This window comes from Sphaerochaeta sp. (assembly GCA_022482495.1).
GTDB lineage: Bacteria > Spirochaetota > Spirochaetia > Sphaerochaetales > Sphaerochaetaceae > RUG023.
Map to the genome: position 1 here is coordinate 248,665 of JAKVPA010000001.1, position 24,189 is coordinate 272,853.

General features: G+C 57.1%; 23 protein-coding genes and 1 pseudogene. 15 read left to right on the forward strand and 9 right to left on the reverse strand.

Features of this window, described 5'->3' with window-relative positions:
- Nucleotides 1–21: 21 nt before the first annotated feature.
- The 5 genes from LKE28_01270 to LKE28_01290 all read left to right on the forward strand — a co-directional run bounded on the left by LKE28_01270 (nt 22) and on the right by LKE28_01290 (nt 3,795).
- Nucleotides 22–291: a hypothetical protein gene (locus LKE28_01270; protein ID MCH3906901.1), complete on the forward strand. Its 270-nt coding sequence runs from the start codon at nt 22–24 to the stop codon at nt 289–291.
- Nucleotides 251–856, forward strand: coding sequence for a sugar phosphate isomerase/epimerase (locus tag LKE28_01275; protein ID MCH3906902.1), 606 nt, complete (start codon nt 251–253; stop codon nt 854–856). The genes LKE28_01270 and LKE28_01275 overlap by 41 nt, the downstream gene beginning before the upstream one ends.
- Entirely contained in the window at nt 853–1,275 is a 423-nt protein-coding gene (locus LKE28_01280; GenBank protein ID MCH3906903.1) for a GtrA family protein, read from the forward strand. Before LKE28_01275 ends, LKE28_01280 begins: the two co-directional genes overlap by 4 nt.
- Nucleotides 1,276–1,342: 67 nt before the next feature.
- Entirely contained in the window at nt 1,343–2,020 is a 678-nt protein-coding gene (locus LKE28_01285) for a response regulator transcription factor (protein ID MCH3906904.1), read from the forward strand.
- Nucleotides 2,017–3,795, forward strand: coding sequence for an ATP-binding protein (locus LKE28_01290; protein MCH3906905.1), 1,779 nt, complete (start codon nt 2,017–2,019; stop codon nt 3,793–3,795). Before LKE28_01285 ends, LKE28_01290 begins: the two co-directional genes overlap by 4 nt.
- On the opposite strand, the gene phoU is transcribed toward LKE28_01290, so the two are convergent.
- From phoU to LKE28_01330, 8 genes are all read right to left on the reverse strand, one after another.
- Nucleotides 3,776–4,435, reverse strand: a complete 660-nt coding sequence (gene phoU / locus LKE28_01295) for a phosphate signaling complex protein PhoU (GenBank protein ID MCH3906906.1) — start codon at nt 4,433–4,435, stop codon at nt 3,776–3,778. The two genes, LKE28_01290 and phoU, sit on opposite strands and share 20 nt — an antisense overlap.
- A gap of 15 nt (nt 4,436–4,450) precedes the next feature.
- A complete protein-coding gene (gene pstB / locus LKE28_01300) occupies nt 4,451–5,215 on the reverse strand; it encodes a phosphate ABC transporter ATP-binding protein PstB (protein MCH3906907.1) in 765 nt (254 codons plus the stop codon).
- Between the two features lie 2 nt (nt 5,216–5,217).
- Nucleotides 5,218–6,657, reverse strand: coding sequence for a phosphate ABC transporter permease PstA (gene pstA / locus LKE28_01305; protein MCH3906908.1), 1,440 nt, complete (start codon nt 6,655–6,657; stop codon nt 5,218–5,220).
- Nucleotides 6,654–7,523, reverse strand: coding sequence for a phosphate ABC transporter permease subunit PstC (gene pstC / locus LKE28_01310; protein MCH3906909.1), 870 nt, complete (start codon nt 7,521–7,523; stop codon nt 6,654–6,656). Before pstC ends, pstA begins: the two co-directional genes overlap by 4 nt.
- 4 nt (nt 7,524–7,527) lie before the next feature.
- The gene (locus LKE28_01315; protein ID MCH3906910.1) at nt 7,528–8,355 is read right to left on the reverse strand and encodes a phosphate ABC transporter substrate-binding protein; all 828 of its coding nucleotides are present in this window, start codon (nt 8,353–8,355) and stop codon (nt 7,528–7,530) included.
- Between the two features lie 86 nt (nt 8,356–8,441).
- Nucleotides 8,442–9,773, reverse strand: a complete 1,332-nt coding sequence (locus tag LKE28_01320) for an MATE family efflux transporter (GenBank protein ID MCH3906911.1) — start codon at nt 9,771–9,773, stop codon at nt 8,442–8,444.
- The gene (locus LKE28_01325; protein ID MCH3906912.1) at nt 9,770–11,152 is read right to left on the reverse strand and encodes an MATE family efflux transporter; all 1,383 of its coding nucleotides are present in this window, start codon (nt 11,150–11,152) and stop codon (nt 9,770–9,772) included. Before LKE28_01325 ends, LKE28_01320 begins: the two co-directional genes overlap by 4 nt.
- Before the next feature lie 31 nt (nt 11,153–11,183).
- Nucleotides 11,184–12,548, reverse strand: coding sequence for an 8-oxoguanine deaminase (locus tag LKE28_01330; protein ID MCH3906913.1), 1,365 nt, complete (start codon nt 12,546–12,548; stop codon nt 11,184–11,186).
- A 95-nt stretch (nt 12,549–12,643) separates the two neighbouring features.
- On the opposite strand from LKE28_01330, the gene LKE28_01335 reads away from it, so the two are divergent.
- The 8 genes and pseudogenes from LKE28_01335 (at nt 12,644) to pepF (ending at nt 20,672) form a co-directional block, all read left to right on the forward strand.
- Nucleotides 12,644–12,967: a cupin domain-containing protein gene (locus LKE28_01335; protein ID MCH3906914.1), complete on the forward strand. Its 324-nt coding sequence runs from the start codon at nt 12,644–12,646 to the stop codon at nt 12,965–12,967.
- Between the two features lie 135 nt (nt 12,968–13,102).
- Nucleotides 13,103–14,473: a trigger factor gene (gene tig, locus LKE28_01340; GenBank protein ID MCH3906915.1), complete on the forward strand. Its 1,371-nt coding sequence runs from the start codon at nt 13,103–13,105 to the stop codon at nt 14,471–14,473.
- A complete protein-coding gene (locus LKE28_01345; protein MCH3906916.1) occupies nt 14,473–15,072 on the forward strand; it encodes an ATP-dependent Clp protease proteolytic subunit in 600 nt (199 codons plus the stop codon). The genes tig and LKE28_01345 overlap by 1 nt, the downstream gene beginning before the upstream one ends.
- A gap of 2 nt (nt 15,073–15,074) precedes the next feature.
- Nucleotides 15,075–16,338, forward strand: a pseudogene (clpX, locus tag LKE28_01350) (ATP-dependent Clp protease ATP-binding subunit ClpX).
- Nucleotides 16,304–17,281, forward strand: a complete 978-nt coding sequence (locus LKE28_01355) for a bifunctional oligoribonuclease/PAP phosphatase NrnA (GenBank protein MCH3906917.1) — start codon at nt 16,304–16,306, stop codon at nt 17,279–17,281. The pseudogene clpX and the gene LKE28_01355 overlap by 35 nt, the downstream one beginning before the upstream one ends.
- A gap of 55 nt (nt 17,282–17,336) precedes the next feature.
- Entirely contained in the window at nt 17,337–18,290 is a 954-nt protein-coding gene (locus LKE28_01360) for a hypothetical protein (GenBank protein ID MCH3906918.1), read from the forward strand.
- A gap of 4 nt (nt 18,291–18,294) precedes the next feature.
- Nucleotides 18,295–18,888 carry an RdgB/HAM1 family non-canonical purine NTP pyrophosphatase gene (gene rdgB, locus LKE28_01365; GenBank protein MCH3906919.1) on the forward strand — a complete coding sequence of 198 codons (594 nt, stop codon included), beginning with the start codon at nt 18,295–18,297 and terminating at the stop codon, nt 18,886–18,888.
- On the forward strand, nt 18,888–20,672 hold the full coding sequence (gene pepF / locus LKE28_01370; GenBank protein MCH3906920.1) for an oligoendopeptidase F: 1,785 nt from the start codon (nt 18,888–18,890) through the stop codon (nt 20,670–20,672). The genes rdgB and pepF overlap by 1 nt, the downstream gene beginning before the upstream one ends.
- An 83-nt stretch (nt 20,673–20,755) precedes the next feature.
- On the opposite strand, the gene LKE28_01375 is transcribed toward pepF, so the two are convergent.
- Nucleotides 20,756–21,889, reverse strand: coding sequence for a 1-acyl-sn-glycerol-3-phosphate acyltransferase (locus tag LKE28_01375; protein ID MCH3906921.1), 1,134 nt, complete (start codon nt 21,887–21,889; stop codon nt 20,756–20,758).
- Between the two features lie 319 nt (nt 21,890–22,208).
- Here LKE28_01375 and LKE28_01380 point away from each other — a divergent pair, with 319 nt between their 5' ends.
- Complete coding sequence (locus tag LKE28_01380; GenBank protein MCH3906922.1) at nt 22,209–23,003, forward strand: IclR family transcriptional regulator; 795 nt, start codon at nt 22,209–22,211, stop codon at nt 23,001–23,003.
- Between the two features lie 13 nt (nt 23,004–23,016).
- Entirely contained in the window at nt 23,017–24,153 is a 1,137-nt protein-coding gene (locus tag LKE28_01385) for a glycerate kinase (GenBank protein MCH3906923.1), read from the forward strand.
- The last annotated feature ends 36 nt before the right edge of the window (nt 24,154–24,189 follow it).

Sequence of the window (24,189 nt, forward strand, 5' to 3'; positions counted from 1 at the left end):
TTGTTGCCCTACCATGCAGGCATGCGTATCGCAACCAGCACCAATCTGGTCAGTTTTCGTCCGGATGGCTCCAAAACGGAGATGCACCATCTGCTTCCCTTGTACAAGCAGGGTGGCTTTTCCGTCTTGGATCTGAACTTTTGTGAGATGATGAACCCTTCCTCCATCTGGCGTACCGATCGGTACATGGAGCGGGTCGAACGCATCCAGTCATCAAAGGACTCGTTGTCCTTGACGTTCAACCAGAGCCATGCGCCGTATGCCCGGGACCGCTTCTCCCTTCTCCGTTGAGGATGGGAAGTCGGAAGACGCGTTGATCCATCGTGCCATCCATGTCAGCTCTCTCCTTGGCGTCGATGTGGTGGTGATCCACCCCGCACCGGCGGATGAAAACCGCCTTTCACAAAACGTCGCCTACCTCTCGCCGTTTGTTGAACAGGCAGAGAAAGAAGGAATGCATATCGCTTTGGAGAATCTGGATGGCCAGAGGGAGATCCAAAGCTCTGGGGAACTCTGCGCGTTGGTGGATCTCTTTTCCTCGTCAACGGTCGGTGTCTGCCTGGATTTCGGGCACGCCCACATGCATGGGCTGGATCTTCCCAAAGAGATCCGTACCTATGGGAAACGGCTGATCGCCACCCATGTGGCGGACAACCACGGAACTGCGGATGAACATCTTCTGCCGTTCTACGGCACGATCGATTGGAAGGCTTGCATGAAGGCGCTCCGGGAATGCGGATACCGGGGAGACCTGACCTACGAATGCATGAAGCAGAACCAGTACCTCCCCGAGGCGCTCAAGCCGATGGCCATCCGCCAAGCGAAGGAAATCGGGGATTTCCTCCTCAGCCTATGAACAAAGAATTCCTAAGAACCATCAAGTACACCCTCGTCGCCGCATCGGCAGGGCTGATCCAGGCCGTCACCGACACGATCTGTTTCCAACTGTTGGGAATGAGCGCATGGAGCAGCTACCTGATCGCCCTGATCCTCTCCGTCATCTGGAACTTCGCCATCAACCGGGCGTACACGTTCCGCTCCAACGCCAACGTATTGGCCTCGCTGGCATTGGTCGCGTTGTACTACGCCGTCTTCACCCCGTTGTCCACCTGGTGGACAAAATTGTTCGTCGACCAGTGGGGCTGGAACAACTATCTGGTGCTGGCCGCCACCATGCTGGTCAATTTCGTCACCGAATTCTGCTGGCAACGGCTGGTTATCTACCGGGGCAAGGTGGACACCAAAGCGGGTGACGAATCTATGAAAAAAGTATGAAACAGCCAGTCAACTCTTGTGTCATGGAGCTTTTTCCAGTAGCGTGAACATGGATATGGCGCACCTTTTGGTTGTAGAAGATGATGATGATATCGCTACGCTTCTCGCCTATCAGCTGGAGAAGCTCGGGTTCACTGTAAGCCGCGCCCGTGACGGGCAGGAAGCGGTGGACAATCTTTCCTCCGGATCGTTCGATCTGGTGCTGCTGGACATCATGCTCCCCAAACTGGACGGACTGGAAGTGCTGAAGACGATGCGTTACCGACTTGGCCTGACCACTCCGGTGATCGTCGAGAGCGCCAAGGGCGAGGAGGCGGACATCGTCACCGCCCTGGAAATCGGCGCGGATGACTATGTCACCAAACCGTTCAGCATCAACGTGCTGATGGCCAAGATCAAATCGTTGCTCCGGCGTACCAAGGAACACACCTCGGAAGCAACCCCAGAGACGGTGACCACCCAGCACTTGCTTTTGGACAGCAGAAGCCACACCTGCACCGTCGATGGCGAACTCGTTCCGTTGACGGCGACGGAGTTCTCAATCCTTTGGACCTTGGCCTCAGACAGCGGACGGGTGTTTACACGCACCCAGTTGATCTCCGCCACCAAAGGGGACGACTACCCGGTGACGGAACGCTCCATTGACGTGCAAATCGCCACCATCCGGCATAAGATCAAGAAAGCAGGTCCGTTTCTCAAGACCGTCTGGGGAGTCGGTTACAAGTATCTGGAGGAGCAGTCATGAAACTGCGGGGCCAGCAAGCCATCATCGTCGCATCGCTCCTGCTCCTTGCCGGCCTTCTCGCATTCATTACGGCGGACCAATCATTCCGCTATGTCACCGACCGTCTCAGTGAGGAAAACCTTCACCGCCACAGCGCATACCTGAAAGAAAGCATCGAAGCTTCCAACGCCTGGGATCCCGCGGAACTGAATCGCTATGCGTCATCCCACCAGGTACGCCTTACCGTAATCGATCCCGACGGAACCGTACAGTACGACAGTCAGGAAAATCCTCAGGCGATGGACAATCACGCCTACCGCACCGAGGTCAAGGCAGCATTGGAGACAGGAAGCGGGGAAGACCGAAGAACCTCCGCCACCAGCGGGAAATCCACCCTGTACCAGGCACAGCTCCTGGCCCTCTCCCCTCCGGTCATCCTCCGGGTCGGTCTGGAACAACAGAGCGTTTCCGTCTGGAGGCGGGTGTTCGTATCGCGGTTCACCCCGATTCTGCTCGCCGCCCTGATCTTCTCCCTGGCCGTCTCGTTGATTCTGATGGACGGCATCAGCAAGCCGCTGACCCATATCGCCGAGGTGGCAAAAGCGTACGGAAACGGACAACTGGACCGACGCATTTGGATCGACGGACCGGATGAGGTGAAGATGGTGGGGTCCACCCTGCAGTCCATGGCGGAACAGCTCTCAACCCAGATGAACCGTCTGGAGACGGACCGCAGCCGCTTTTCCACCATTCTGGAGACGATGACCGAAGCGGTGATTCTGGTCGATCCGAAGAAACAGGTCATCCTGTCCAACGGAGAGGCGAAACGACGGTTCGGGACGGGAAAGACGTTGATGGAGATGATTCCTGACTCCGACCTGCTCTCCCTCTGCGGCGACACGCTGGAATCCAACCGGACGGGCAGCTGTACGGTGAAGAACGAGAAGGCGATCTTCCAGGCGAGCATCGCCCCGATCCACATGGAGGGGCTGGTCACCGGAGCGGTCATCACGCTGTCGGACATCACCAACCTGAAGCACCTGGAACAGGTACGAAAAGATTTTGTCGCAAACGTCTCCCACGAGCTGAAAAGTCCGCTTACTTCCATCCTGGGATTCTCCGACATCCTTACCTCAAAGGATCTCAGCGAGGAGGAGCGCATCAAGTTCGCCAGCATCGTCAAGGCGAACAGCGAGCGGATGATGGGCATCATCCAGGATCTGCTCACCCTGGCGTCGCTGGAACGGGACGAAACGACTATTCCGATGCAACCCTCCCCGCTTGGGGTGATCATCGAAGAGACGCTGACCGGCGCCACGTACAAGGCGGACCGAAAGTCTATCACGTTGAAAGTGGACAACCCGCTTCCCGCCGATACCCAGGTGTACGGCTCCCAATCGCTGTTGGTCCAGGCGCTCCTCAATCTGGTGATCAACGCCATCTTGTACTCTCCGGAACACACCACCGTCACGCTACAGGTCAGAAAAGAGGGACGAATGATCTCCTTTGCCATCATCGATCATGGAGTCGGCATCGCAAAAGAAGACCAGGAACGGATTTTCGAACGGTTCTACCGGGTGGACAAAGCAAGGTCCCGTTCCGTCGGAGGAACGGGACTGGGATTGTCCATCGTGCGCCACGTGGCGATGATCCACAAAGGAACGGTGACGGTCCAGAGCAAGCTCGGTGAGGGCTCCACCTTCACGTTCACCATCCCGTTGGAAGGGAAGATCGGGGAACTGCAGGAGAAAAGCGACCGGATGCTGGAGCCCCGCTTCAGTTCAGGTCGGGCTTGACGCCCTCGGCCATATAGACGATCCAGGCACAGATATTGGTGACGTGGTCCCCAAAGCGTTCCAGTTCTTTGGACACGTAGTGGTAATCGAACAGGTTTTCCCGCTCCGCCACATCCGCGGCGTCCACGGCGATGATCATCTTCCCCGCCTTGGCGTTCAGCCGGTCCACCTCATCGTCCATCTTGGCGATCTCCCTGGCTTTCTGGGAATCCATTCTTACCAACGCGTCGATCACCTCGGCGGCCATGTGATGGTCCGCCTCAGCCATCTCGGCGATCACCGCGGCGATATCCTGGTGTTTCCTCGGCGTCATCGGCATGACGGCCAGTGCGGCCAGATGGCAGGCATGGTCACCCATCCGTTCCAGGCTGGTGACGATCTTCATGCCGGCGATCACCTGGCGCATGTACTGGCCGTACGGCGCTTCGCTGATCAGAATCCGCACGCCGTCGCTTTCGATCAAATCGCGCATCTGGTCGATGAAGTAATCATCTCCCTTGACCTTTTCGGACAGTTTGACGTCTTCCTTTTCGAACGCTTCCCGGGCAAGCGCGATGGATTCCTCCACCCTGCTTGCCATCTGTACCAGCAGTTCATGGTAGAACTGCAGTTTGTCATCCAATTGATATTTCTTTTCCATTCCGTCCCCCTTTCATCAACCGAATTTTCCGCTGATGTAATCTTCGGTGCGTTTGTCCTTCGGCTTGAAGAAGATCTGGCTGGTGTCTCCGCTCTCCACCAGATATCCGCACCGGTCTGAGTCAATCAAGAAGAAGCAGGTCTTGTCGGAGACACGGCTGGCCTGCTGCATGTTGTGGGTCACCACCACGATGGTGTACCGTTCCTTCAGCTGGGTCATCAGTTCCTCGATGTGCCCGGTGGCGATGGGATCCAACGCCGAGGTGGGCTCATCCATCAGGATCACACGAGGCTGGATTGCCAGCGTCCGTGCGATGCATAGTCGCTGCTGCTGGCCTCCGGAGAGGGAAAGTGCGCTTTTCTGAAGGCGGTCCTTCACCTCATCCCACAGCGCCGCCTGGCGCAGGGAGCGCTCAACGATCTCCATCAGCTGGTCTTTGGAAAGCCTTCCGTACAGACGGGGCCCGTAAGCCACATTGTCCAAAATGCTCATGGGGAACGGATTGGGCCGTTGAAACACCATGCCCACTTCCTTGCGAAGCGCCATGGCGTCATATTCGGTGAAGATGTCCTTCCCTTCGAATTTCACTTCTCCGGTGATCTTCACGCCGTCGATCAGATCGTTCATTCTGTCCAGCGTCCTGAGGAACGTCGACTTGCCGCATCCGGACGGTCCGATGCAGGCAGTGATGGCGTGTTCCGGGATGTCCAACGAGACATCCTTCAGGGCGTGTACCGCACCGTACCAAAGGTGCAGGTTCCGTATGGTGAACGCAGGCATGCTTACCGCCTCCTTGTATGAATCAATCGGTTGGCCACCGTGTTGATGACCAGCACCAGGACGATCAGCACCAGAGCGGAGGCGAACGCCTTGTCCGTCGACTGCCCTTCGGTGATCGTCAGGAAGATGTGCATCGCCAACACACGGCTGGACGATGTCAGGCTGTGGGCGATATCCGTCCCACTGCCGATGGTATAGATCAATGCGGCCGTCTCACCGATGGCCCGGCCGATGGCCAGAATCATGCCGGTGATGATGCCACGTTTGGAACTGGGCAGCACCACACGGAGGATCGTCTCGATCTTGGTGGCTCCCAGGGCCAGGCTCGCCTCGCTCAGGCTGCGGTCCACACTGGCGATCGCCTCCTGGCTGGTGCGGATGATGGTGGGGAGCACCATCAGGCTGACGGTCAGCGTGCCGCTGATCAGCGAGAAACCCCAGTGGAACAGCTGGACGAACACCAACAGCCCGAACAGGCCGAAGATGATGGAGGGAAGCGCGGAGAGAATATCGATGCCACTCTGGATCATCGATTTCATCTTCCCTTCCTTGGCGTACTCGCACAGCCACAGGGCCGCGGCGACACCGATGGGAAGGGAGAACAAAATGGTCAGCATTACCATGAAGAACGTGTTGACGATGATCGTCCCGATGCCGCCGTACTTGCCGGACTCCACCGTTTTTTCCGTCATGTAATCCCAGGTGAGGTTCACCCCGGATTCAATGCCCACCACCTGCAGGCTGGTGATGGCATGCCCTGCATCTTTTGCGTCCTGCCACTGGGCGGCGTCAACGACCAGGTAGGAACCCTCGGTGGATTCCACTTCATCCAGCGTGGAGACGTTCCTGACCGGCATGTCCGGTCCTCCCAGTTCTTTCCAGGAACGCACCGACCCTTCCTGCAGGTGCACCCATTGGATCGGCTCCACCATGGCGATGCGGTTGTTGCCGTACAGCGCCGCCACGGTGGGGTTGACGGCAAGCACCTCATCATACAATGGGATTTTCTTCAGATTCTTGCCTTTCTTCGAGGAGATGACGATCCCTCCCCGCTCCACGTGATCGGGAATGCGATTCTGGTACACCACCTTGTCTTTGGAAAGATCCATGTGGGAGAGAAAGGCGGGAAGCACATCATCGGTGATGTACAGCGTCACCGGCGAATCGACGCCGCTGAGGTTGCGAAGGCTGTAGATCTTTCCTTGGGCGATATTCCTGAGCGTGAACCAGGAAAGGTCAGACAACTGGTTGGATGCCGGCGCCGAAATGACGAAACCTTTTTCTTCCTGGGAAAGGGGAACCACATCCCGGATCACCCGGGTCTGTTTCCAGATTCCACGGAATGCGATATATCCGATGATCGCCACCAGCAAGATGATCGTCGTGACGGAGAGGATCCGCACCACGGCAAGCGCGATGGCATTGGTGGTCTTCCGGTTCATTTCTCCCTCCTATGGGTGGCGTGGATGACAAACAGGTTCAGCGCCAGAATAAAGAAGAACAACAGCATCGCCGTGGCGAACAGCGCCGACATATGGACGCCCTCGGCGTAGCTCATGTCGGTGACGATGTTCATCGTCAGCGTGCGTCCCATGGAGACCGGGCTCTTGGGGAAAAGCGGCGCATTGCCTCCAACGAGGAGCACGGCGGTCGTCTCACCTACGGCACGCCCCAACGCCATCACCAGGGAAGCGACGATCCCGCTTCGCGCGCTGGGAAGGATCACCCTGCTGATCGTCTGCCAGGTCGTCGCGCCCAAGGCGACGGAGGCTTCCTTCAGACTCGGTGATACGGCAGAGATGGATACTTCACTGATGTTGATGATCGTCGGCAGAATCATGATGGCGAGGATCAACGCCGCGGAGAGCAGGCTGTATCCGTTGCCCCCGAACACATTGCGGACGAACGGCACCACCACGGCGATGCCGAACAGGCCATAGATGATGGACGGAATGCCGGACAGAAGCTCGATGCTCTCCCTGAGGATCGCCGCCTTCCGTCCTTTGGCGAACAACGCCAGGTAGACGGCGGTCGCCAGGGAGATCGGCGTGGCGAAGAGCAAGGAAAGTCCGGTGACGATGAAACTCGCCACGATAAAGGAAAGCACCCCGTAATGGGGGTCGGCTGCCGACGGGCTCCAGTTTGTGGAGAACAGGAATTCCGTAAGGGGGACGTCACGGAACGTCGGTATTCCCTGGGCGAAGATGAAGATGGTGATCAACGCCACGGTGGCCACACAAACCAAAGCGGAGGCGAGCAGGATCACCCTGCCGCCCCGCTCAATCCGTTTTCTCGAACGAATGTCCATCGCGTTAGTTCAACGGGATGAATCCGGAGTCAAGAACGATCGCCTGACCCTTGGTCCCCAAGAGGAAGTCGACGAACTGCTTTCCGACACCTTCGAGCTGTCCCTTGCTCACCATGTACAGGCTGCGGGAGATCGGATACTTTCCATCCTTGACGTTCTCGGCGTTCGGCTCGACACCTTCGATGGTCAGCACTCTGCCGCCCGCTTCGGTGACGATCTTTCCGAAGGCCATTCCGATGTACCCGATGGCACCCGGCGTGGAAGCGATCTTCGTGGCGACCTCACCGTTTTCCTTGGCGACGATGGCGTTCTTGGAGAGCTCTTTCTTCGCTTTGTCCAGAACGATTTCCTTGAAGGAACCGTAGGTGCCGCTGGTCTCGTCCCTGACGACCAGCTGGATCGTCTCATTGGCTCCACCGACTTCCTTCCAGTTGGTCACATCCCCGGCGAAGATCGAGGCGAGCTGCGCCATGGTCAGGTTGCTGATGCCCACATCCTTGTTGACCGCCACGGAAAGTCCGTCCAGAGCGATGGTCGTCGGGATCAAGCCGGCGTCCAGCTCGGACTGCTTCAGCTCTCTGCTGGAACCAGCCAGGGAAAGCGTTCCTTCCTGCAGCTGCTTGATGCCTACGGAAGAACCGAGTGTCTCATAGGTGATGGCCACCGATGGATTTTCCGCTTCGAATGCCGGAATCGCCGTATTGGCGATCGGCGCCACGGTGGAAGACCCACCGAACGTATAACTTGTCTTTGTTGTTTCTTTGGACCCCTGGGCGAACAGACCACCTGCGATCAGCGCCACGATAAGGAGTGCTACGAATTGCTTTTTCATTTCTTTTCCTCCAACGTTTGACCCAACCTTACTGAAGGGGTATGGGGAAACTGCGAGGAAAGTATGAAAAAACCATGAAAAACAGCTCAGGAATGTCTTCGACCTGCAAAAAACCTTCCCATACAGAGAAGAATCTGCACAAAAGACGAGGATGGAGTTGCCAGGCCGACGGTGAACAGCGAAGCTCCGGCAAGCCCGCTGAAGACAAACGACAGGGGAATCCGCACACCGAAGGAGCCGACGATCCCCTGGACCATGACGAACTTCGTCCATCCCCTTCCATTGAAGTATCCCAGGAAGCAGAACAGGAACGACGTGAAGATGCAGTCAATGCCGTACGCTTTCAGGTAGTCCCCCGAGGCGGCGGCAACCGCCGTATCGGTGGTGAACAGCAGAGAGAGCCGAACGCCATGGAAGAAGGCAAGGACGAACATGCATACGCCGACGGCCAAGCTGGTCAGCATGCCGTACCAAAGCGCCTTGTCCGCCCGTTCCGTCCGTCCCGAGCCGACATTCTGGGCTACGAACGCGCTCATCGCCTGCATGAAGCTGGAAGGCACCAGCATCAAAAAGCCACACACCTTCTCCGCGATCCCCACCCCTGCGGAAGCCGTAAGCCCCATCCGGTTGATGATCGCCGCGATGACCAGAAAGGACAGGGAGACAAGCAGGTCCTGGAAGGAAAGCGGCAGCCCGATACGAAAGATGGCGCCGCACAACGACCGGTTCCACCGGATATGTTTCCGCGAGAACGGGAACGGGAACCGTTTTCCTCTGCAGAACGCCAGGGAAACGGCGACGCTGACACCTTGGGAAAGGACCGTGGCGATGGCCGCTCCCGCCACGCCCATCCCCAACACTCCGACAAGAAGAAGATCGCCGGCGATGTTGCACGCCGTGGCCAACGCGACGGAAAACAAGGGGAGCCGGGAGTTTCCCATGCCACGGAACACGGCGCCCAGCACGTTGTATGCGACGATGAGCAGCATGCCCGCCGAACATATCCTGACATACGCCGTCGCCTTGGCCTGGGCGGGGACCGGCGTGCGAAGAATCCGGATGACCACCCCGGAGAAGGGTTCCATCACCGCCATGGCCAGCATGCCAAGCACGACGAACAACGTGATCGTCGCGCCGATCACCCGCCCCACCTCCGTATCCTTCCCTTCCCCGATGTTCCGGGCGATCAAAACGGTCGAGCCCATGGCGATGTCCGACAGGACGAAGGTGACCGTCTGCATCACCATCGCCCCCAGGGAAACAGCGCTGACGTCCGACGCGTCACCGAACCGGCCGATGACCAGCATGTCCACCGCGCCATAGGCCGCCTGGAGGAACAAGGCAAGAAACACCGGGAAGGAGAAACGGATCAAAGGTCGGTAGATGGGGCCTTCGGTAAAACGCATGCTTCCCGTCATTGCGTCTCCTTCGGTCCATGGGGAGCCGGTTGATCCTCACGGGGAAGCCGGGAAAAGAACTGGAGAACGAACGGTATGGTCAGGATGAACGTGGCGACATCGGCAAGCGGCTGGGCAAGCTGGATGCCCCGAAGCCCCATTGTCCGCGTCAGCACCAGCAGCAACGGAATGAAGCACAAGCCGCTGCGCATCAGCGCGAGGATCGTCGCCACCAGACTCTTTCCGATGGACTGGAACAGCATGTTGCTCGCCACGGTGAAGCCCAGGCATACCATTGTGGCGCACTGGGCCCGCAGGGCGAACGCGCCGATGGCGACCACCTGGGGATCATCACGGAGCAGACGCACCAACGACGGGGCGAAGATGAATCCCAGCACGGCAAAGTCGGAGAGCAGGACGGTGCCGAACAGCACGGTGAACCGGTAGGCGTCCCGCACCCTGCGATAGGCGCGCGCCCCGTAGTTGAACGCGCTGACCGGCTGGAACCCCTGGCCGATGCCTAGTCCTACGCACCACAGGAAGTTGATGATCCGGGCGCAGATCGACATGGCGGCGACAGCGGCGTCTCCGTACGGGCCGCAGCTGATGTTCAGCACCATGGTGGAAAGCGCCGTCAAACCTTGGCGGATCATCGAGGGGAACCCTACGGTGATGATGTTCTTCAGCATCAACGGCTTGGTACTGATGTACTTCGGATGGAACGAGCTCTGCGTCCGTCCGGTGTGGAACATGAAAAACAGCACGATTGCGCTGAGGTACTGGCTGATCGTCGTGGAAAGCCCTGCGCCCAGAATCCCCAGATGGAACGCTCCAAACATCAACAGCCAGTCGCCAAAGATGTTCACCACCCCGCCGAGGGTCAGCCCGATCATGGCAAGCGTCGCCATCCCCTCATAGCGGAGAATGTTGTTCATCACGCAACTGGTCGTCATGGCGGGTCCCGCAATGAGGATGCAGGCGGCGTAGATCCGGGCATAGGGAAGAATCGTTTCGGTGGAGCCCAACAGGCGGCACAATCCATCCAGATTGCACAACCCGATGACCATGATCACCACACCGGCTGCGAGCGCCAGATAGAAACTGGTCGACGCGTACCGTTTGGCGTCCTCCACCTCCTGGGCTCCCAGATGGCGGGCGATGTTGCTTCCCGCGCCGTGGCCCAGCATGAAGCCGAATGCCTGAAGGATGGCCATCAGGCCGAAGACCACGCCGACAGCACCGCTGGCGCTGGTGCCGAGTTGCCCGACGAACGAAGTGTCCGCCACGTTGTAGATGTTGGTGACCAGCATGCTCACCGTGGTAGGCAGACCCAACCGGATGACCAGGACACGGACCGGCGTCTTGGTCATCGTGTCATATTGGCTGAGAGGAGAACGCATGGGGGGAGTATACCCCTTTCGCCAACATTAATCAGTACGTTTTACACAACAATTGTTCCGCCACTTCATTGGCATGCCGTGCCAGTTCCTCTTCATCCACGCCAAGCACCTTTCCTTTGCGTACCACAATCTTGCCGTTGATGATCGTCATGTCGGCGATATGGCTGTCCCCGCAGAACACCAAGCTGGCAACCGGGTCGGCTTGAGCGCCGGCATAGGCGATGTCATCCACGTTGAACAAGGCGATGTCGGCGGCCCATCCCGGGTACAGGCGCCCTACCTTTGTGTAGCCCAGCATGGCCGCGCCGTTTTCCGTCCCCATGCGCATCACCTCCCCCACGGTAAGCGCCGAGGCGCCGTAGCGGACCCGTTGCAGCAACATGGCCATCCGAAGCTCCCCCAGCATGTCGCTGCTGTCGTTGGACGCCGATCCATCCACACCGATGCCGACGTTGATGCCCAGATCCAGCATCTCCCGCACCCGGCAGATGCCCGAGCCCAGCCGCATGTTGCTGGAAGGACAGTGGGCGATGGAACACCCCGCTTTTGCCAGAGCCCGGAGCTCTTCGTCATTGAAATGGATGCCATGGGCGTAAAACACATCCGGCCCGAACAGACCGCACTCCTCCATCAACGCCAGGGGGCGGACGCCGTACATCCGCATGCAGGTCTCCTCCTCGTCCTTCGTCTCGCACAGGTGGGTGTGGAGCCGCACGCCGTAGGAACGGGCAAGACGCGCGCTCTCCTCCATGCACTCCTTGGTGACGGAGAACGGGGAACAGGGAGCCAGGACGATCCGGTGCATGGAGAGGGGGGATGGATCATGGAACGAACGGATGCACCGCTCGCTGTCGGAAAGAATCTCCTCTTCCGTCTGGACCACCGAGTCCGGGGGAAGCCCCCCGTCTTTTTTTGACAGGCTCATCGACCCCCGGGTCGGGGAGAACCGCATGCCGATCTGGTCGGCCGCCTGGAACTGCAGCGCCATGATGTCCCCGTCGAACCCTTTGGGGTACAGGTAGTGATGATCCGTCGTCGTGGTACATCCGGTGCGGACCAGCTCGCTCATCGCAAGCAGGCTGCTGGTCGTCACCGCATCGGTGTCGATGCCCTTCCACACCTCGTACAGGCTGGTCAGCCAGTCGAACAGTTTGGCGTTCTGCACGGAAGGAAGCGCACGGGTCAGTGTCTGGTAGAAATGGTGGTGGGTGTTGACCAGCCCGGGGATGGCCACATCGTGGCGGCAATCGATCACCTGGGTGTCCGAGGGTACGGGAAGGTCCTTCCCTACCTGTTTGATCCGGTTCCCTTCGATCACAAGATCTGCGTCACGGAGGCTTTCCTTCCCTCCTTCCTGCAACAACGCTTTGATCCCTTTCAGCATGATGGTTTTCATCTGTGGCAATCTCCCGCAACGCATTGTAGCACGGTTTTCCCTTTTCTCCTTCCCCATTTTTGACTATACTCCTCACAAGAGGGAAAGAAAAACCGATGTTGACGTTCAATACGGATTGTAAAGCGAAGGATCTTGGCGGAGGGGTCACCCGGAAGGTGCTCTCCTATGATGAGACGATGATGGTCTGCGAGTTGACGTTCAAGAAAGGCTCGGTGGGCAGCCTGCATCATCATCCGCATCACCAGATCGGATATGTGATCAGCGGCTCGTTCGAAGTGACCTGCGAAGGAGAGAAGAAAATCCTCAAGGCGGGGGACAGCTATCTGATCAAACCAGACCAGATCCACGGGGTGGTGGCGTTGGAGGATTCCAAACTGCTTGACGTATTCACCCCAATGCGGGAAGATTTCATCCGCTGAGCAAAAATCGGTCTTGCCGCACCACATGGGGAGTGGCCGTTCGCGCCTGTTTTGTATTATAGTAAACAGGTTGAGGCTTTATGCCCCTGCCGTTATGATATCGAAGTCTCCCACGGGAGGCGAAAGGAAATTGAGATGAGTGAAGAGAAGAACATCAAGGAGTTGGAGAACTCCAGCGTCGCGTTGACGCTTACCGTGCCGTCCGACAGGATTGAGGCGGACTACAAGAAGACCTTGGACAAATATGTGAAGAACATCCAGATCAAAGGGTTCCGCAAGGGCCACGTCCCCGTATCCGTACTGGAGGCCAAGTATGGTGAGTCTCTCCGCGCCGAGAGCACGTTCGACACAATGGAAGCGTTCCTGAAGGAAAACATTGACAAACTCGATCCGAAGGACAAGCCGCTTCCCTACAGCACACCGGAGCTCCAGGACGAAGAGAAGCTGTTGCCGTTCAAACCGAATACCGACGTCACCTTCACGGTGAAATACGATGTCATGCCGGTCTTCGAGCTTCCCCCGTACAAAGGACTCACCTTCACCCTGCCCAAGGTAGTGGTCAGTGACGACGACGTGAACAAGGAAATCGACCACCTGCGCGAGCAGAACGCCATGGTCGTTGACAAGAAAGGTGTCGCCGAGGATGGGGACATCGTCAACATCGACTATGTCGAGCTGGATGACAAGGGTCAGGAAGTCGCCTCCACCGCACGGAAGGATTTCACCTTCACCGTGGGCAGTGGATACAACTACTACGAGATCGACAAGGACGTCCTGGGAATGAAGGCCGGGGACGAGAAGACGTTCCAGAAGAGCTATCCCGCGGAATTCAAGACCTCCGATCTGGCTGGCAAGACCATCACGCTGAAAGTGGCGATGAAGAGCGTCAAGCACAAGGATATCCCGGCACTGGATGATGATTTCGCCCAGGATGTCAAGGAAGAGTACAAGACCGTCGCCGATCTGGTCAAAGCCACCCGTGAGAAGCTGGAAGGCCAGGTGAAGCAGAAGCGGGATGACGAGAAGTTCAACAAGCTGGCCGACCAGCTTGCCCAGAACGTCAAGGTCGCGCTTCCCACGAGCATGGTGGACTTCGAGCTTGATCGTGACTGGAAGAACTACATCCGCCAGAGCGGCCTGAGCGAAGAGCAGATCACAAAGTTCCTGGACTACCAGAAGAAGAGCAAGGAAGACCTGCTGAATGAATGGAGACCGGAAGCGGAGAAAGCGCTGAAGGTCCAGCTTGTCATGGACAAGATCAAGGACACGGAGAAGTTCGAAGTGTCCAAGGAAGAATTGGACAAGGCGTGCGATGAGCAGCTGAAGGACGTCACCGACGAAAGCCAGAAGGCGTACTACCGCACGATGATCGAAGACGATCTGAGATTCCGGAAAGTCAGCGAATTCCTGGAGAAGAACAATACGTTCGCCGACGGGCCGGAAAAGAGCTTCGAAGCCTACATGAACGATGAGGAAGAAGCGAAGACCGAACAAGCAGGAGCGTAATGATGGAACGGATGCAATCGTTCATTCCGATGGTGGTCGAACAGAACGGGGTCAGGGAGCGGTCGTATGACATTTTCTCCCGCCTGCTCAAGGACCGTATCGTATTTCTGGACGGCGAGATCAACGACGGCACGGCGGACCTGGTGGTGGCCCAGATGCTGTTCCTCGAGTCGGAAGACCCGAAGAAGGACATCAGCCTGTACATCAACAGCCCCGGTGGAAGCGTCACGGCGGGACTGGCCGTCTACGACACGATGCAGTACCTCGCCTCTCCCGTGCAGACCATCTGCATGGGTCAGGCGGCAAGCATGGCGGCGGTGCTGCTGTGCGGTGGCTCCAAAGGAAAACGGTTCATCCTTCCGTCGGCACGGGTGATGATCCACCAGCCGTGGGGAAATGTCGAAGGTCAGGAGACGGACATCCGCATCCAGGCCAAAGAGCTGGAGCGGATCAAGCAATTGACCATCGACATTCTGGTACGGCATACCGGACGGAGCCGGGATGAGATCATCGCCGACACGGAACGTGATTTCTTCCTCACCGCTCCGGACGCAGTGAACTATGGGATTGTTGACTCCGTGATGCAAAGGAGAGGATAGGAATGGCACGAATCGCACAAACCTGCTCGTTCTGCGGAAAAAGCGCGAACGAGGTGAAACGCCTGATCAACGGACCAGGCGTGGCCATCTGCGACGAATGCGTCAAGGTCTGCGAGGAGATGCTGAAGGATGACCCTGCCATGCAGGAGGATACGACGGACATGCTGCCCGACGTCATCCCCACCCCGCAGGAGATCAAGGAGTTCATGGACCAGTACGTCATCGGTCAGGATGACGCCAAGCGGATCCTCGCCGTCGCAGTATACAACCATTACAAGCGGGTGAAGTTCGGCAAGAAGATGAACACCGAGATGGAGAAATCCAACATCCTGATGATCGGACCGACCGGAACAGGAAAGACACTTCTCGCACGGACGCTTGCCCGCAAGCTGAAGGTTCCGTTCGCCATCGCCGATGCCACGACGCTCACCGAGGCGGGATACGTGGGCGAGGATGTGGAGAACATATTGCTGAAGCTGATCCAGAACGCCGATGACAACGTCAGCGCGGCGGAACACGGCATCATCTTCATCGATGAGATCGACAAGATCGCCAAGAAGGAAGGGGAAAACCCGTCCATCACCCGTGATGTGTCCGGAGAAGGCGTCCAGCAGGGACTGCTCAAGATCATTGAGGGAACGGTTGCCTCCGTCCCGCCCCAAGGCGGCAGGAAGCACCCCAACCAGGAGATGATCCGCATCAACACCAAGGACATCCTGTTCATCTGCGGCGGCGCGTTCGTCGGGCTGGACAAGGTGATCGAGAAACGGGTCTCCAGCCATTCGATGGGATTCGGCGCCAATGTGGAGGAGCCGGGAGCCAGGGATCTGAAATCGCTGTATTCCCAGCTGATGCCGGATGATCTGATCAAATTCGGCCTGATCCCTGAGTTCATCGGACGTCTCCCCATTCATGTAACGCTGGGGAACCTCAGCAAGGATGAGCTGAAACGGATCATCACCGAACCGAAGAACTCCGTGCTGAAGCAGTACCAGGAGAGTTTCGCGCTGGACAACATCAAGCTGACCTTCACCGACGATGCCATTGACGCAATCGCCCAGAAGGCCATCGAGCAGAACACCGGAGCCCGTGGCATCCGCTCCATCGTCGAATCGATGATGATGAACATCATGTACACCATCCCGTCGATGTCCCGGTGTGAAGGAAGTGATCGTGGACAAGAAGGCGGTCCAGGAAAACAAGGATCCCCAGATCCTCTTTGGAGATGAGCATGGAACTCCCAACGTACCCAGCGACCATTCTTGAGCTGATCACCCAACGCAAAAGCGTGATCATCGTCGGTCACGTCAACCCGGACGGGGATTGTCTGTCCAGCGAGATTTCGCTGGGCAAACTGCTCTCCGGCATGGGCAAGAAGGTGGTTCTAGCCAACGCCGGCCCGTTCGAGCGGACGGAGATCGCCAAATGGAAGAAATACTTCGTCCAGGAGGTCACCGCAGAGATGCACGCCGATGATCCTCTGTTGATCGTCACCGACTGCTCCACCTCCGACCGGATCGGTACGCTGTACCAGCAGACCAAGGGGCTGAAGACGGTGGTCATCGACCATCACGCCTCAGGCGACCCGTTCGGCGACGAACGATACATCGTCCCCTCCTCCCCTTCCACCACCCTGTTGATCCAGCATCTGTACCATGCGCTGCAACAGCCGATCAGCAAGGACGCCGCGTCGTTCATCTTTTTCGGATTCGCCACGGATACCGGCTATTTCCGGTTCATCAACGCAGGCCAGGGTTTCGCGCTGGACTACGTCTCCGAACTGGTCGATCTTGGGGTCTCACCCAACGCCGTCTACATGACGATGACCGGAGGCAAATCGCTTCCGTACATCCACTACCTTGGAGCTTTGATCCAACGCAGCGAACCGTTTCTGGATGGCAAGGTGATGTGTTCCTTCTGCTACCAGAAAGACAAGGAAATGTACGGGGAGGATCGTCCCAGTGACCTGTTCTACTCCCAGATGCTTTCCGTGGAAGGCGTCCAGGTGGTGATGCTGTTCAAGGAATTACCGGAGGGGAATACGGAAGTCGGATTCCGTTCCAGTCATGACAGCGCCGTGGATGTCGGCATTCTTGCCGCGACCTATGGTGGCGGTGGACACAAGCATGCAAGCGGAGTAACGGTGGCGCGTCCCATCGAGGAAATCCGCGGCATGCTTCTGAAGGACCTGACCCGCCAGCTTTCCTGACCATTTTATCTGGCACACAACTTGCATTCCATAGAGGTCTGAAAAGGAGACCTTTATGGAAGAAGTTACTGCGTCCACCCAAATCATTCTGGCGTGGAAACACGATCCTGATGCATCCCAACGGCATGATGCGGCCCGCAAGGAGGCGATGCGCCTTCTGTATCTGACACCCAAAAAGCTGCACCTGCTCCCCGAAGAGGCATGTTCCGACTTTCTGCTGTACTGCATGCCGTCCATCGACCGTTACCTGGAGATATACGATCCATCCCGGCTTCCCTTCGAGCAGTTCATCGAAGGGATCGTCCGCCGAAGAGCGCCGGCACTTGAGATGCGCCGGCGGCGTCAGGAACAATGGAGGGATGCCGTCACCCAGTTTCCGCTTTTGGTGCTCCCCGAAACGGTTGAGGAGACGCAACCGGAGTATCATCCCCGCAGCCGGGTCCTGCCGTTGTCGGCAATGCCACGTCAGTTCCAGGCGTTATGCCAGATCCGGCAAAGCCGCATTCCTTCCCCCACCCCGCCCATTGCCCGACTCGCGGAAAAACTTGCCATCCCATGGATACGCAAAGGTTTTATGTTGCTTTTGACCACCGCTCCAGGGTACTGCCTCGCCACGTTTCCCCAAAGCATGGCGTTGCTGCTTGGTGTCCCTGAGGCATCGCTCCAATCCTACCTGCTCACCGCCGAGAGCGTGCTCGCACCGCTTCGGGAAAAACGTACACGCCTGTTGGAATCGGTCAACTTCCACTACCGCAGGATGATCCAGTGCCAATGGGAAAGCCAGTACGCCATGGCGCGGGAACTGCATCTCTTGCGTATGGCCGAGCATAACCGGAAGTTGCTGCACCGCAGAGTCGAGGAGCTGCAGCATCAGTCGTTCTGTCTATCCCATACCGAGGTCAGCAGACTGGTAGGCATCGCCCGGGGGACGGTCAATTCCGGAACCTACTGCGCCAGAGCGGTCATTCGGGAATGTCTGGACGATGAAGCGGCAAAGAAGTATGGTTGAAGGTATGAAAATCCTTTTGGCAAGTTCCAATACCCATAAAAAAACGGAGATCGCGCGGATGCTCAAGCAGCACGAGGTGTTGCTGCCCTCCGACCTTGGCATCACCTTCTCGTGCGATGAGACGGGGAAGACGTTCATCGAGAATGCCATGCTGAAAGCCAACGCCTTGCATGCGGCCGCGCCGAAGGGTGTGGTGATCATGGCCGACGACAGCGGGCTGTGTGTCGACGCGTTGGGCGGCAGGCCCGGCATCTATTCGGCGCGCTATGGCATGAAGGGCGGGATCGAGCTTTCCGCGGCAGAGAAGAACGCGCTGCTCCTTTCCGAACTGAGCGCCTTCCCCCAGTGGAAGGACCGGACGGCCCATTTCGTCTGCGCCCTGGTGGTGCGTCTGGACGACCACCGGATCTTCGTCTTCCAGGAAGCGGTGGATGGACACATCATGGACAAGCCATCCGGCACGGCGGGATTCGGCTATGACCCTGTCTTCTTCATCGACCAGGCCGGATGTGGGATGGCGGAGCTTCCCGAAGGGGAAAAAGACAATTTCAGCCACCGGGGACGGGCCATCCGTGATTTTCTCAAGGAGATGCAATAATGGAAACCAAGAAACGTGCTGACGTGGATATCCACGACCAATGGGATCTTTCCAGCCTGTTCGCCTCGGAAGCGGATTGGGAGCAGGGAGTGCTTCGGCTGAAGGAATACACCAAGGAAGCGCCCACATGGAAAGCGAAGATGAGGGAAGGCAAACAAGGGCTTTTGGATACGCTTGCCTGGTATGGAGAGCTTTCCATTCTTTCCGAACGGGTCGGATGCTACGCCATGCTGCGCTACAGCGCCGACGCCTCCGATCCCAAGGACGTCCGGATGTACGGATTGGCAAGCCAGACGCTTTCCGAACTGGGCTCGGCCCTCTCCTGGTTCGAGCCACAGTTGCTTGCGCTGGACGACCAGACGCTTCGGGGGTATCTGGATGACACATCCTTTGCCCCATACCGGATCTGGCTCTCCAAGGAACTCAGGGCAAAACAGCACGTCCTTTCCGAACCGGAGGAACGGCTCCTCGCCATGCAGTCGGAGTGCGCCCAGACGCCGCATCTTGCCTTCTCCGACCTCACCAATGTGGATCTTGATTTCGGCTCCATCGACGGCAAACCGCTGACGCAGAGCACCTACGCCACGTTCATGACCAATCCCGACCGGATGATCCGCAAAATGGCGTACGACCAGCTCTACCATGCGTTCGAGGTACACCAGCACACCATCGCCCGTCTGTACGAGGGATCGGTGAATGAGGATATCTTCCACGCGCGGGCACGCTCGTTCGATTCCTCGCGTCAACGGGCCTTGTTCCCTGACGCCATCAGCGACCAGGTGTACGAATCACTGGTGGATACCGTCCACCAGGCGTTCGGCTCACTGCACCGCTACTATGAGCTGAAGCGGAAAGTACTGGGGCTTGACCGTCTCGGCCACTGGGATGTGTACGTCCCGTTGGTCAAAGGCGTCTCGTTCAAGAGCACCTACGATGATGCGGTACAGACGGTGTGCAAAGCGCTCAAGCCACTGGGCGAATCCTATGTGAGGACGATCCACGCAGGCCTCACCACCGAAGGATGGGTGGACCGGTATGAGAACAAAGGGAAGCGCAGCGGCGCGTTCTCCAGCGGGTGCTACACCAGCAAGCCGTACATTCTTCTGAACTTCACCGGAGAAGAGATCAACGACCTGTTCACCATGATCCACGAAGGCGGGCATTCCATGCACAGCTACTACAGCAAACGGAACAACCCGTTCTTCTGCTACGACTACACGATCTTCGAGGCGGAAGTCGCTTCCACGTTCAACGAACAGCTGTTGTTCCACTACCTGTACGATCACGCGGAATCCAAGGAACAGAAAGCGTTCCTGCTGGGCAAACAGCTGGATGACATTGTCGCCACGCTGTTCCGGCAGGTGATGTTCGCTGAGTTCGAGGATGGCGTGCATCGCCAGGTGGAAGGGGGAGAACCTCTCACCGTGGAAAGCCTCAGGGAACGGTACCGCAACCTGCTGGAAGCGTACTTCGGAGACCAGGTGGAATTCACCCCCCAGAGTGATCTGGAAGGACTTCGCATCCCCCACTTCTACACGGCCTACTACGTGTACAAGTACGCCACCGGCATCAGCGCGGCCATCGCGTTGTCCCAGCGGGTTCTGGGCGGCGGGGAAGCGGAACGGGACGATTATCTGTCCTTCCTGAAGAGCGGAGGCTCTCGTTTCCCGATGGATTCCCTGCGCCTTGCCGGCGTGGACATGGCCGATGGTTCGGCGGTGAGGGCTGCGACGAAACGATTCTCTGAGCTCCTGGACGCGTTCGAGTCCCAGATGCTCAGCTGAAATCCCTCTCCCGGTAACGGGGGAGCGGGATCCCCTTCAACCAGGCGCTGGCGACGTACCACTGGGAACACATGCGTTTTTCGTCAGGGCGGAAGATGAAACATTCCGCCTTGTCGTTGTATGACACCCAGTTCTTTCCCGCCCCGAACGGCAGGACGTACATCCCGTCCAACGGAAAGGAGAGATGGACGTCCGTTCCATCCTGGGTGCCTTGGTAGGAAAGGCCGTTCTTGTCCAGCACGCATACCCCTCGTCCCGCGACTCGTTGCCCTTGCTTGTTCTTGTGGGTCAGGAGTGCCGAGGGTAACCGGTGAGGTCAGCTGATACCCCTCCCCTTCCTTGTCCGCCTCGGCGTACAGACGGTCCACCGCATTGTCGTACCAGCCTTGAGCGGTGGCAGGGCCATCGGAAAGGCCATAGCGGTCATCCATCGTCGCGGAGAGTCCGCATGCGGTACAGTGGATGTGATTTCCATCGCTTTCCAACGTATACTTCGCACCACACTTCGGACAGGACCAGACGGCATATTCCAGATGCTCAGCCGGCTTCTCAACCCGATAATGGATCTCGGGATGATCGGCAAGGAACTGAAAGTCATCAAACCACAGGTCTTGGTACAGCGCGTCCCGCACCGCATCCAACGAAGTTCCCTTGATCTCTTCTGCAGTAAACAGTTGTCGGGCGGACACTTCGACCAAGGCACCGTCACGGCGAGCGCCCCATTTGGGATTCATCAAAGACGCGCCGTCGATGTGGACGCTGTAGACGGGCAGCCCCAAGCGTTTGATCATCACGATGTTCTCTTGGGGGATTGACTCCAGCCGCCCGCTCACCCCAAGCCTGGCTTCGGGAAATACGGCGAGCACCCCACCCCGACGGAGGGCGCGCATCGACGCGATGGCCGAGGCGTTGTCATGGGCGAAGACCGCCTTGGGGATCACGCCGCCATGACGAAGCAGCGTATCAAACCATTTCACTCCCAGGAAATACCTGCCCATCACCATGTGGAGCGCTGTATGGGGAAGCGCACGGGTGATGAAATACCAATCGAACATCGAGACATGGTTGCTTACCACAATGGCCGGTCCTTTGATGGCATGGGAGAACGGGCGCGCATGGATCGTGTCGCCCTTGAGCATCACGCCACCACCCAACCGCGCCAGAGCCCACAAGAAGCCCATCGACCGGTATGGCAGACCATAATTCCGCGTTTTCATAGCACCCAGTATACACCAAAAAAGTCCTGTTCGTTGGCGTTTCCTCTGTTCTTGTATGGGGAAAAAAGAAATATCTGATTCTGTTGATATTGATCCTTGATTCTCTTTATTTTTCAAATTCAAATCTGTTAATTTCAAATTCTTCACATTTAGCTTCTACAAACAATCCTATATTGTTTATTATTTTAGACAGATTCCATGAATATATCAAAATGCATCGGCGATTGGCCCATTCTTATTTGTGAAAACATTTGTTTTCGGAGAAAAAGTATAACCATCTTTGAGTTTTATGATATACTCTTCCTAGAAGGAATGTTGCATGAATAAAGAAACGTCTTCCGATCGTTACAACATCAAAGGTGCAGAACGTTGTTTCCAGATCCTCGATCTGGCTATCAAACTCGACCGTTCCATTTCGATCGCCGATGTGATGCAGACCTTTGGCGTGAACACCAACATGGCGTTTCGCCTGTTGTCCACGGTCGTCTCCAGCGGATACATGGAGAAGAACGAACAGACGGGCCAGTATTCCATCTCCCTGAAAAGCCTGCAACTGTCAAAGAACGCATTATTGTCCCTGGAAATCCGAAGATTGACCATGCCGTACCTTGAATTGGTCTGGACGCAATACAAAAAAGCGAACCTGAACCTTGCCGTCATGTATGACAAAGACATTGTCGTCGTTGATCGAATCGACAGTCTCACCCTACCCCGTACCTATTTCACCCCTGGAAAGACGCTCCCATTCCATGCATCCGGTTTGGGGAAAATACTGGTAAGTGAGATTCCTGATGACCAGCTGGAACAGTTGATCACGGCAAAGGGATTGAAGAGTTATACGGAAAACACCATTACGACCACTGAGGCGCTTCATGCCGAACTTGCAAAAGTCCGGAAAGAGCAGGTTGCACGGGATCGTCAGGAATTCGTGGTTGACGACAACTGCAATGCCGTACCCATCAGGGACAAGACAGGAAAAATCGTCGCCGCCATCAGTCTCTCAGCATTACAGAGCAACATGAGTGTTGAAGAGGTGGAATCAACCATCCCCATGCTGCAGGAGACTTCCAAGAAGATCAGCTACATGCTTGGATATAATGGAGCGCTTGCGTAACAAAGGAGTTCACATGCATCATTTCGTTTTGATTCCCGATAAATTCAAAGGGACCATGAGTTCGTCTGAAATCTGCACGATCATGAAACGTTCGATCCTTCGTTTCTATCCGGACGCGGACGTCAAAAGCATCCCCGTGGCCGATGGCGGCGAAGGAAGCGTGGAAGCATTCCTCCAGGCCGTAGGCGGAGAGCGGATCACCGTCCCTGGAGTCAAGGGACCGTATGGCAAACCGATGGAAGGCTTTTATGGCATTCTCCCCGACGGGACCGCCGTCTTGGAGATGGCAGCCACAGCCGGGTTCGCCTTGGTGGGGGATGACAAGCATCCTGACCACACCACCACCTATGGCGTCGGACAACTCATGCTGGATGCTGCGAAACGAGGCTGCAGAAAGATGATCATTGGTCTGGGAGGGTCCTCCACCAATGACGCGGGATGCGGGTGCGCCGCAGCTTGTGGCGTGACGTTCCGTGATGCCGAGGGCAATCCGTTTGTCCCGGTTGGTGGTTCGTTGGACAGAGTCCATTCCATTGACCTTTCCACGATGAATCCTGTGATGCATGGGGTCCAAATCGTCGCCATGTGTGACATTGATAATCCGTTCTATGGTCTAAATGGAGCAGCGTACATCTTCGCGCCCCAGAAAGGAGCTGACCCGTTGCTTGTCAAAGTGCTCGATCAGAATCTGATGTCACTCGCTTCCGTAATCAAAAAAGAACGGGATATCGATATCCAATCCGTTCCGGGAAGCGGTGCCGCTGGTGGAATGGGTGGCGGCATGAAGGCGTTCTTTGGCGCTACGCTTCAGATGGGCATTGAGACGATTCTGGATGCGGTACATTTCGACCAGTTGATGGAACACTCCGACATGGTGTTCACCGGGGAAGGAAAAATCGACGGCCAGTCGCTCCGCGGAAAAGTGGTCATTGGCGTCGCACGCGCAGCAAAACGCCACAACGTCCCGGTGATCGCGATCGTCGGGGATATCGCCGATGACGTGGAAGGCGCATATGAGGAAGGAGTAACAGGTATCTTCTCAATCAACCGATTAGCTATTCCGTATTCGGAATCTAAACTTCGTGCAAAAGGTGATCTCGAAAAAACAATGGATAATTTACTGCATTGTTTGACTGTTCTGCAGAAATAAATGGGAAATGGCAGAGCAGGAAATCGAGTAGGAGGG

Bases quoted from the DNA above. Each gene is read 5' to 3' on its own strand.
- LKE28_01380 (MCH3906922.1), top strand. From the start codon at position 22,209: ATGAATAAAGAAACGTCTTCCGATCGTTACAACATCAAAGGTGCAGAA.
- pstA (MCH3906908.1), bottom strand. From the start codon at position 6,657: ATGAACCGGAAGACCACCAATGCCATCGCGCTTGCCGTGGTGCGGATC.
- LKE28_01330 (MCH3906913.1), bottom strand. From the start codon at position 12,548: ATGAAAACCATCATGCTGAAAGGGATCAAAGCGTTGTTGCAGGAAGGA.
- pstC (MCH3906909.1), bottom strand. From the start codon at position 7,523: ATGGACATTCGTTCGAGAAAACGGATTGAGCGGGGCGGCAGGGTGATC.
- LKE28_01355 (MCH3906917.1), top strand. From the start codon at position 16,304: ATGGAACTCCCAACGTACCCAGCGACCATTCTTGAGCTGATCACCCAA.
- pstB (MCH3906907.1), bottom strand. From the start codon at position 5,215: ATGCCTGCGTTCACCATACGGAACCTGCACCTTTGGTACGGTGCGGTA.
- LKE28_01325 (MCH3906912.1), bottom strand. From the start codon at position 11,152: ATGCGTTCTCCTCTCAGCCAATATGACACGATGACCAAGACGCCGGTC.
- LKE28_01335 (MCH3906914.1), top strand. From the start codon at position 12,644: ATGTTGACGTTCAATACGGATTGTAAAGCGAAGGATCTTGGCGGAGGG.
- LKE28_01280 (MCH3906903.1), top strand. From the start codon at position 853: ATGAACAAAGAATTCCTAAGAACCATCAAGTACACCCTCGTCGCCGCA.
- pepF (MCH3906920.1), top strand. From the start codon at position 18,888: ATGGAAACCAAGAAACGTGCTGACGTGGATATCCACGACCAATGGGAT.
- LKE28_01315 (MCH3906910.1), bottom strand. From the start codon at position 8,355: ATGAAAAAGCAATTCGTAGCACTCCTTATCGTGGCGCTGATCGCAGGT.
- LKE28_01345 (MCH3906916.1), top strand. From the start codon at position 14,473: ATGATGGAACGGATGCAATCGTTCATTCCGATGGTGGTCGAACAGAAC.
- LKE28_01360 (MCH3906918.1), top strand. From the start codon at position 17,337: ATGGAAGAAGTTACTGCGTCCACCCAAATCATTCTGGCGTGGAAACAC.
- tig (MCH3906915.1), top strand. From the start codon at position 13,103: ATGAGTGAAGAGAAGAACATCAAGGAGTTGGAGAACTCCAGCGTCGCG.
- rdgB (MCH3906919.1), top strand. From the start codon at position 18,295: ATGAAAATCCTTTTGGCAAGTTCCAATACCCATAAAAAAACGGAGATC.
- LKE28_01320 (MCH3906911.1), bottom strand. From the start codon at position 9,773: ATGACGGGAAGCATGCGTTTTACCGAAGGCCCCATCTACCGACCTTTG.
- LKE28_01270 (MCH3906901.1), top strand. From the start codon at position 22: ATGCGTATCGCAACCAGCACCAATCTGGTCAGTTTTCGTCCGGATGGC.
- LKE28_01290 (MCH3906905.1), top strand. From the start codon at position 2,017: ATGAAACTGCGGGGCCAGCAAGCCATCATCGTCGCATCGCTCCTGCTC.
- phoU (MCH3906906.1), bottom strand. From the start codon at position 4,435: ATGGAAAAGAAATATCAATTGGATGACAAACTGCAGTTCTACCATGAA.
- LKE28_01375 (MCH3906921.1), bottom strand. From the start codon at position 21,889: ATGAAAACGCGGAATTATGGTCTGCCATACCGGTCGATGGGCTTCTTG.
- LKE28_01275 (MCH3906902.1), top strand. From the start codon at position 251: ATGCGCCGTATGCCCGGGACCGCTTCTCCCTTCTCCGTTGAGGATGGG.
- LKE28_01385 (MCH3906923.1), top strand. From the start codon at position 23,017: ATGCATCATTTCGTTTTGATTCCCGATAAATTCAAAGGGACCATGAGT.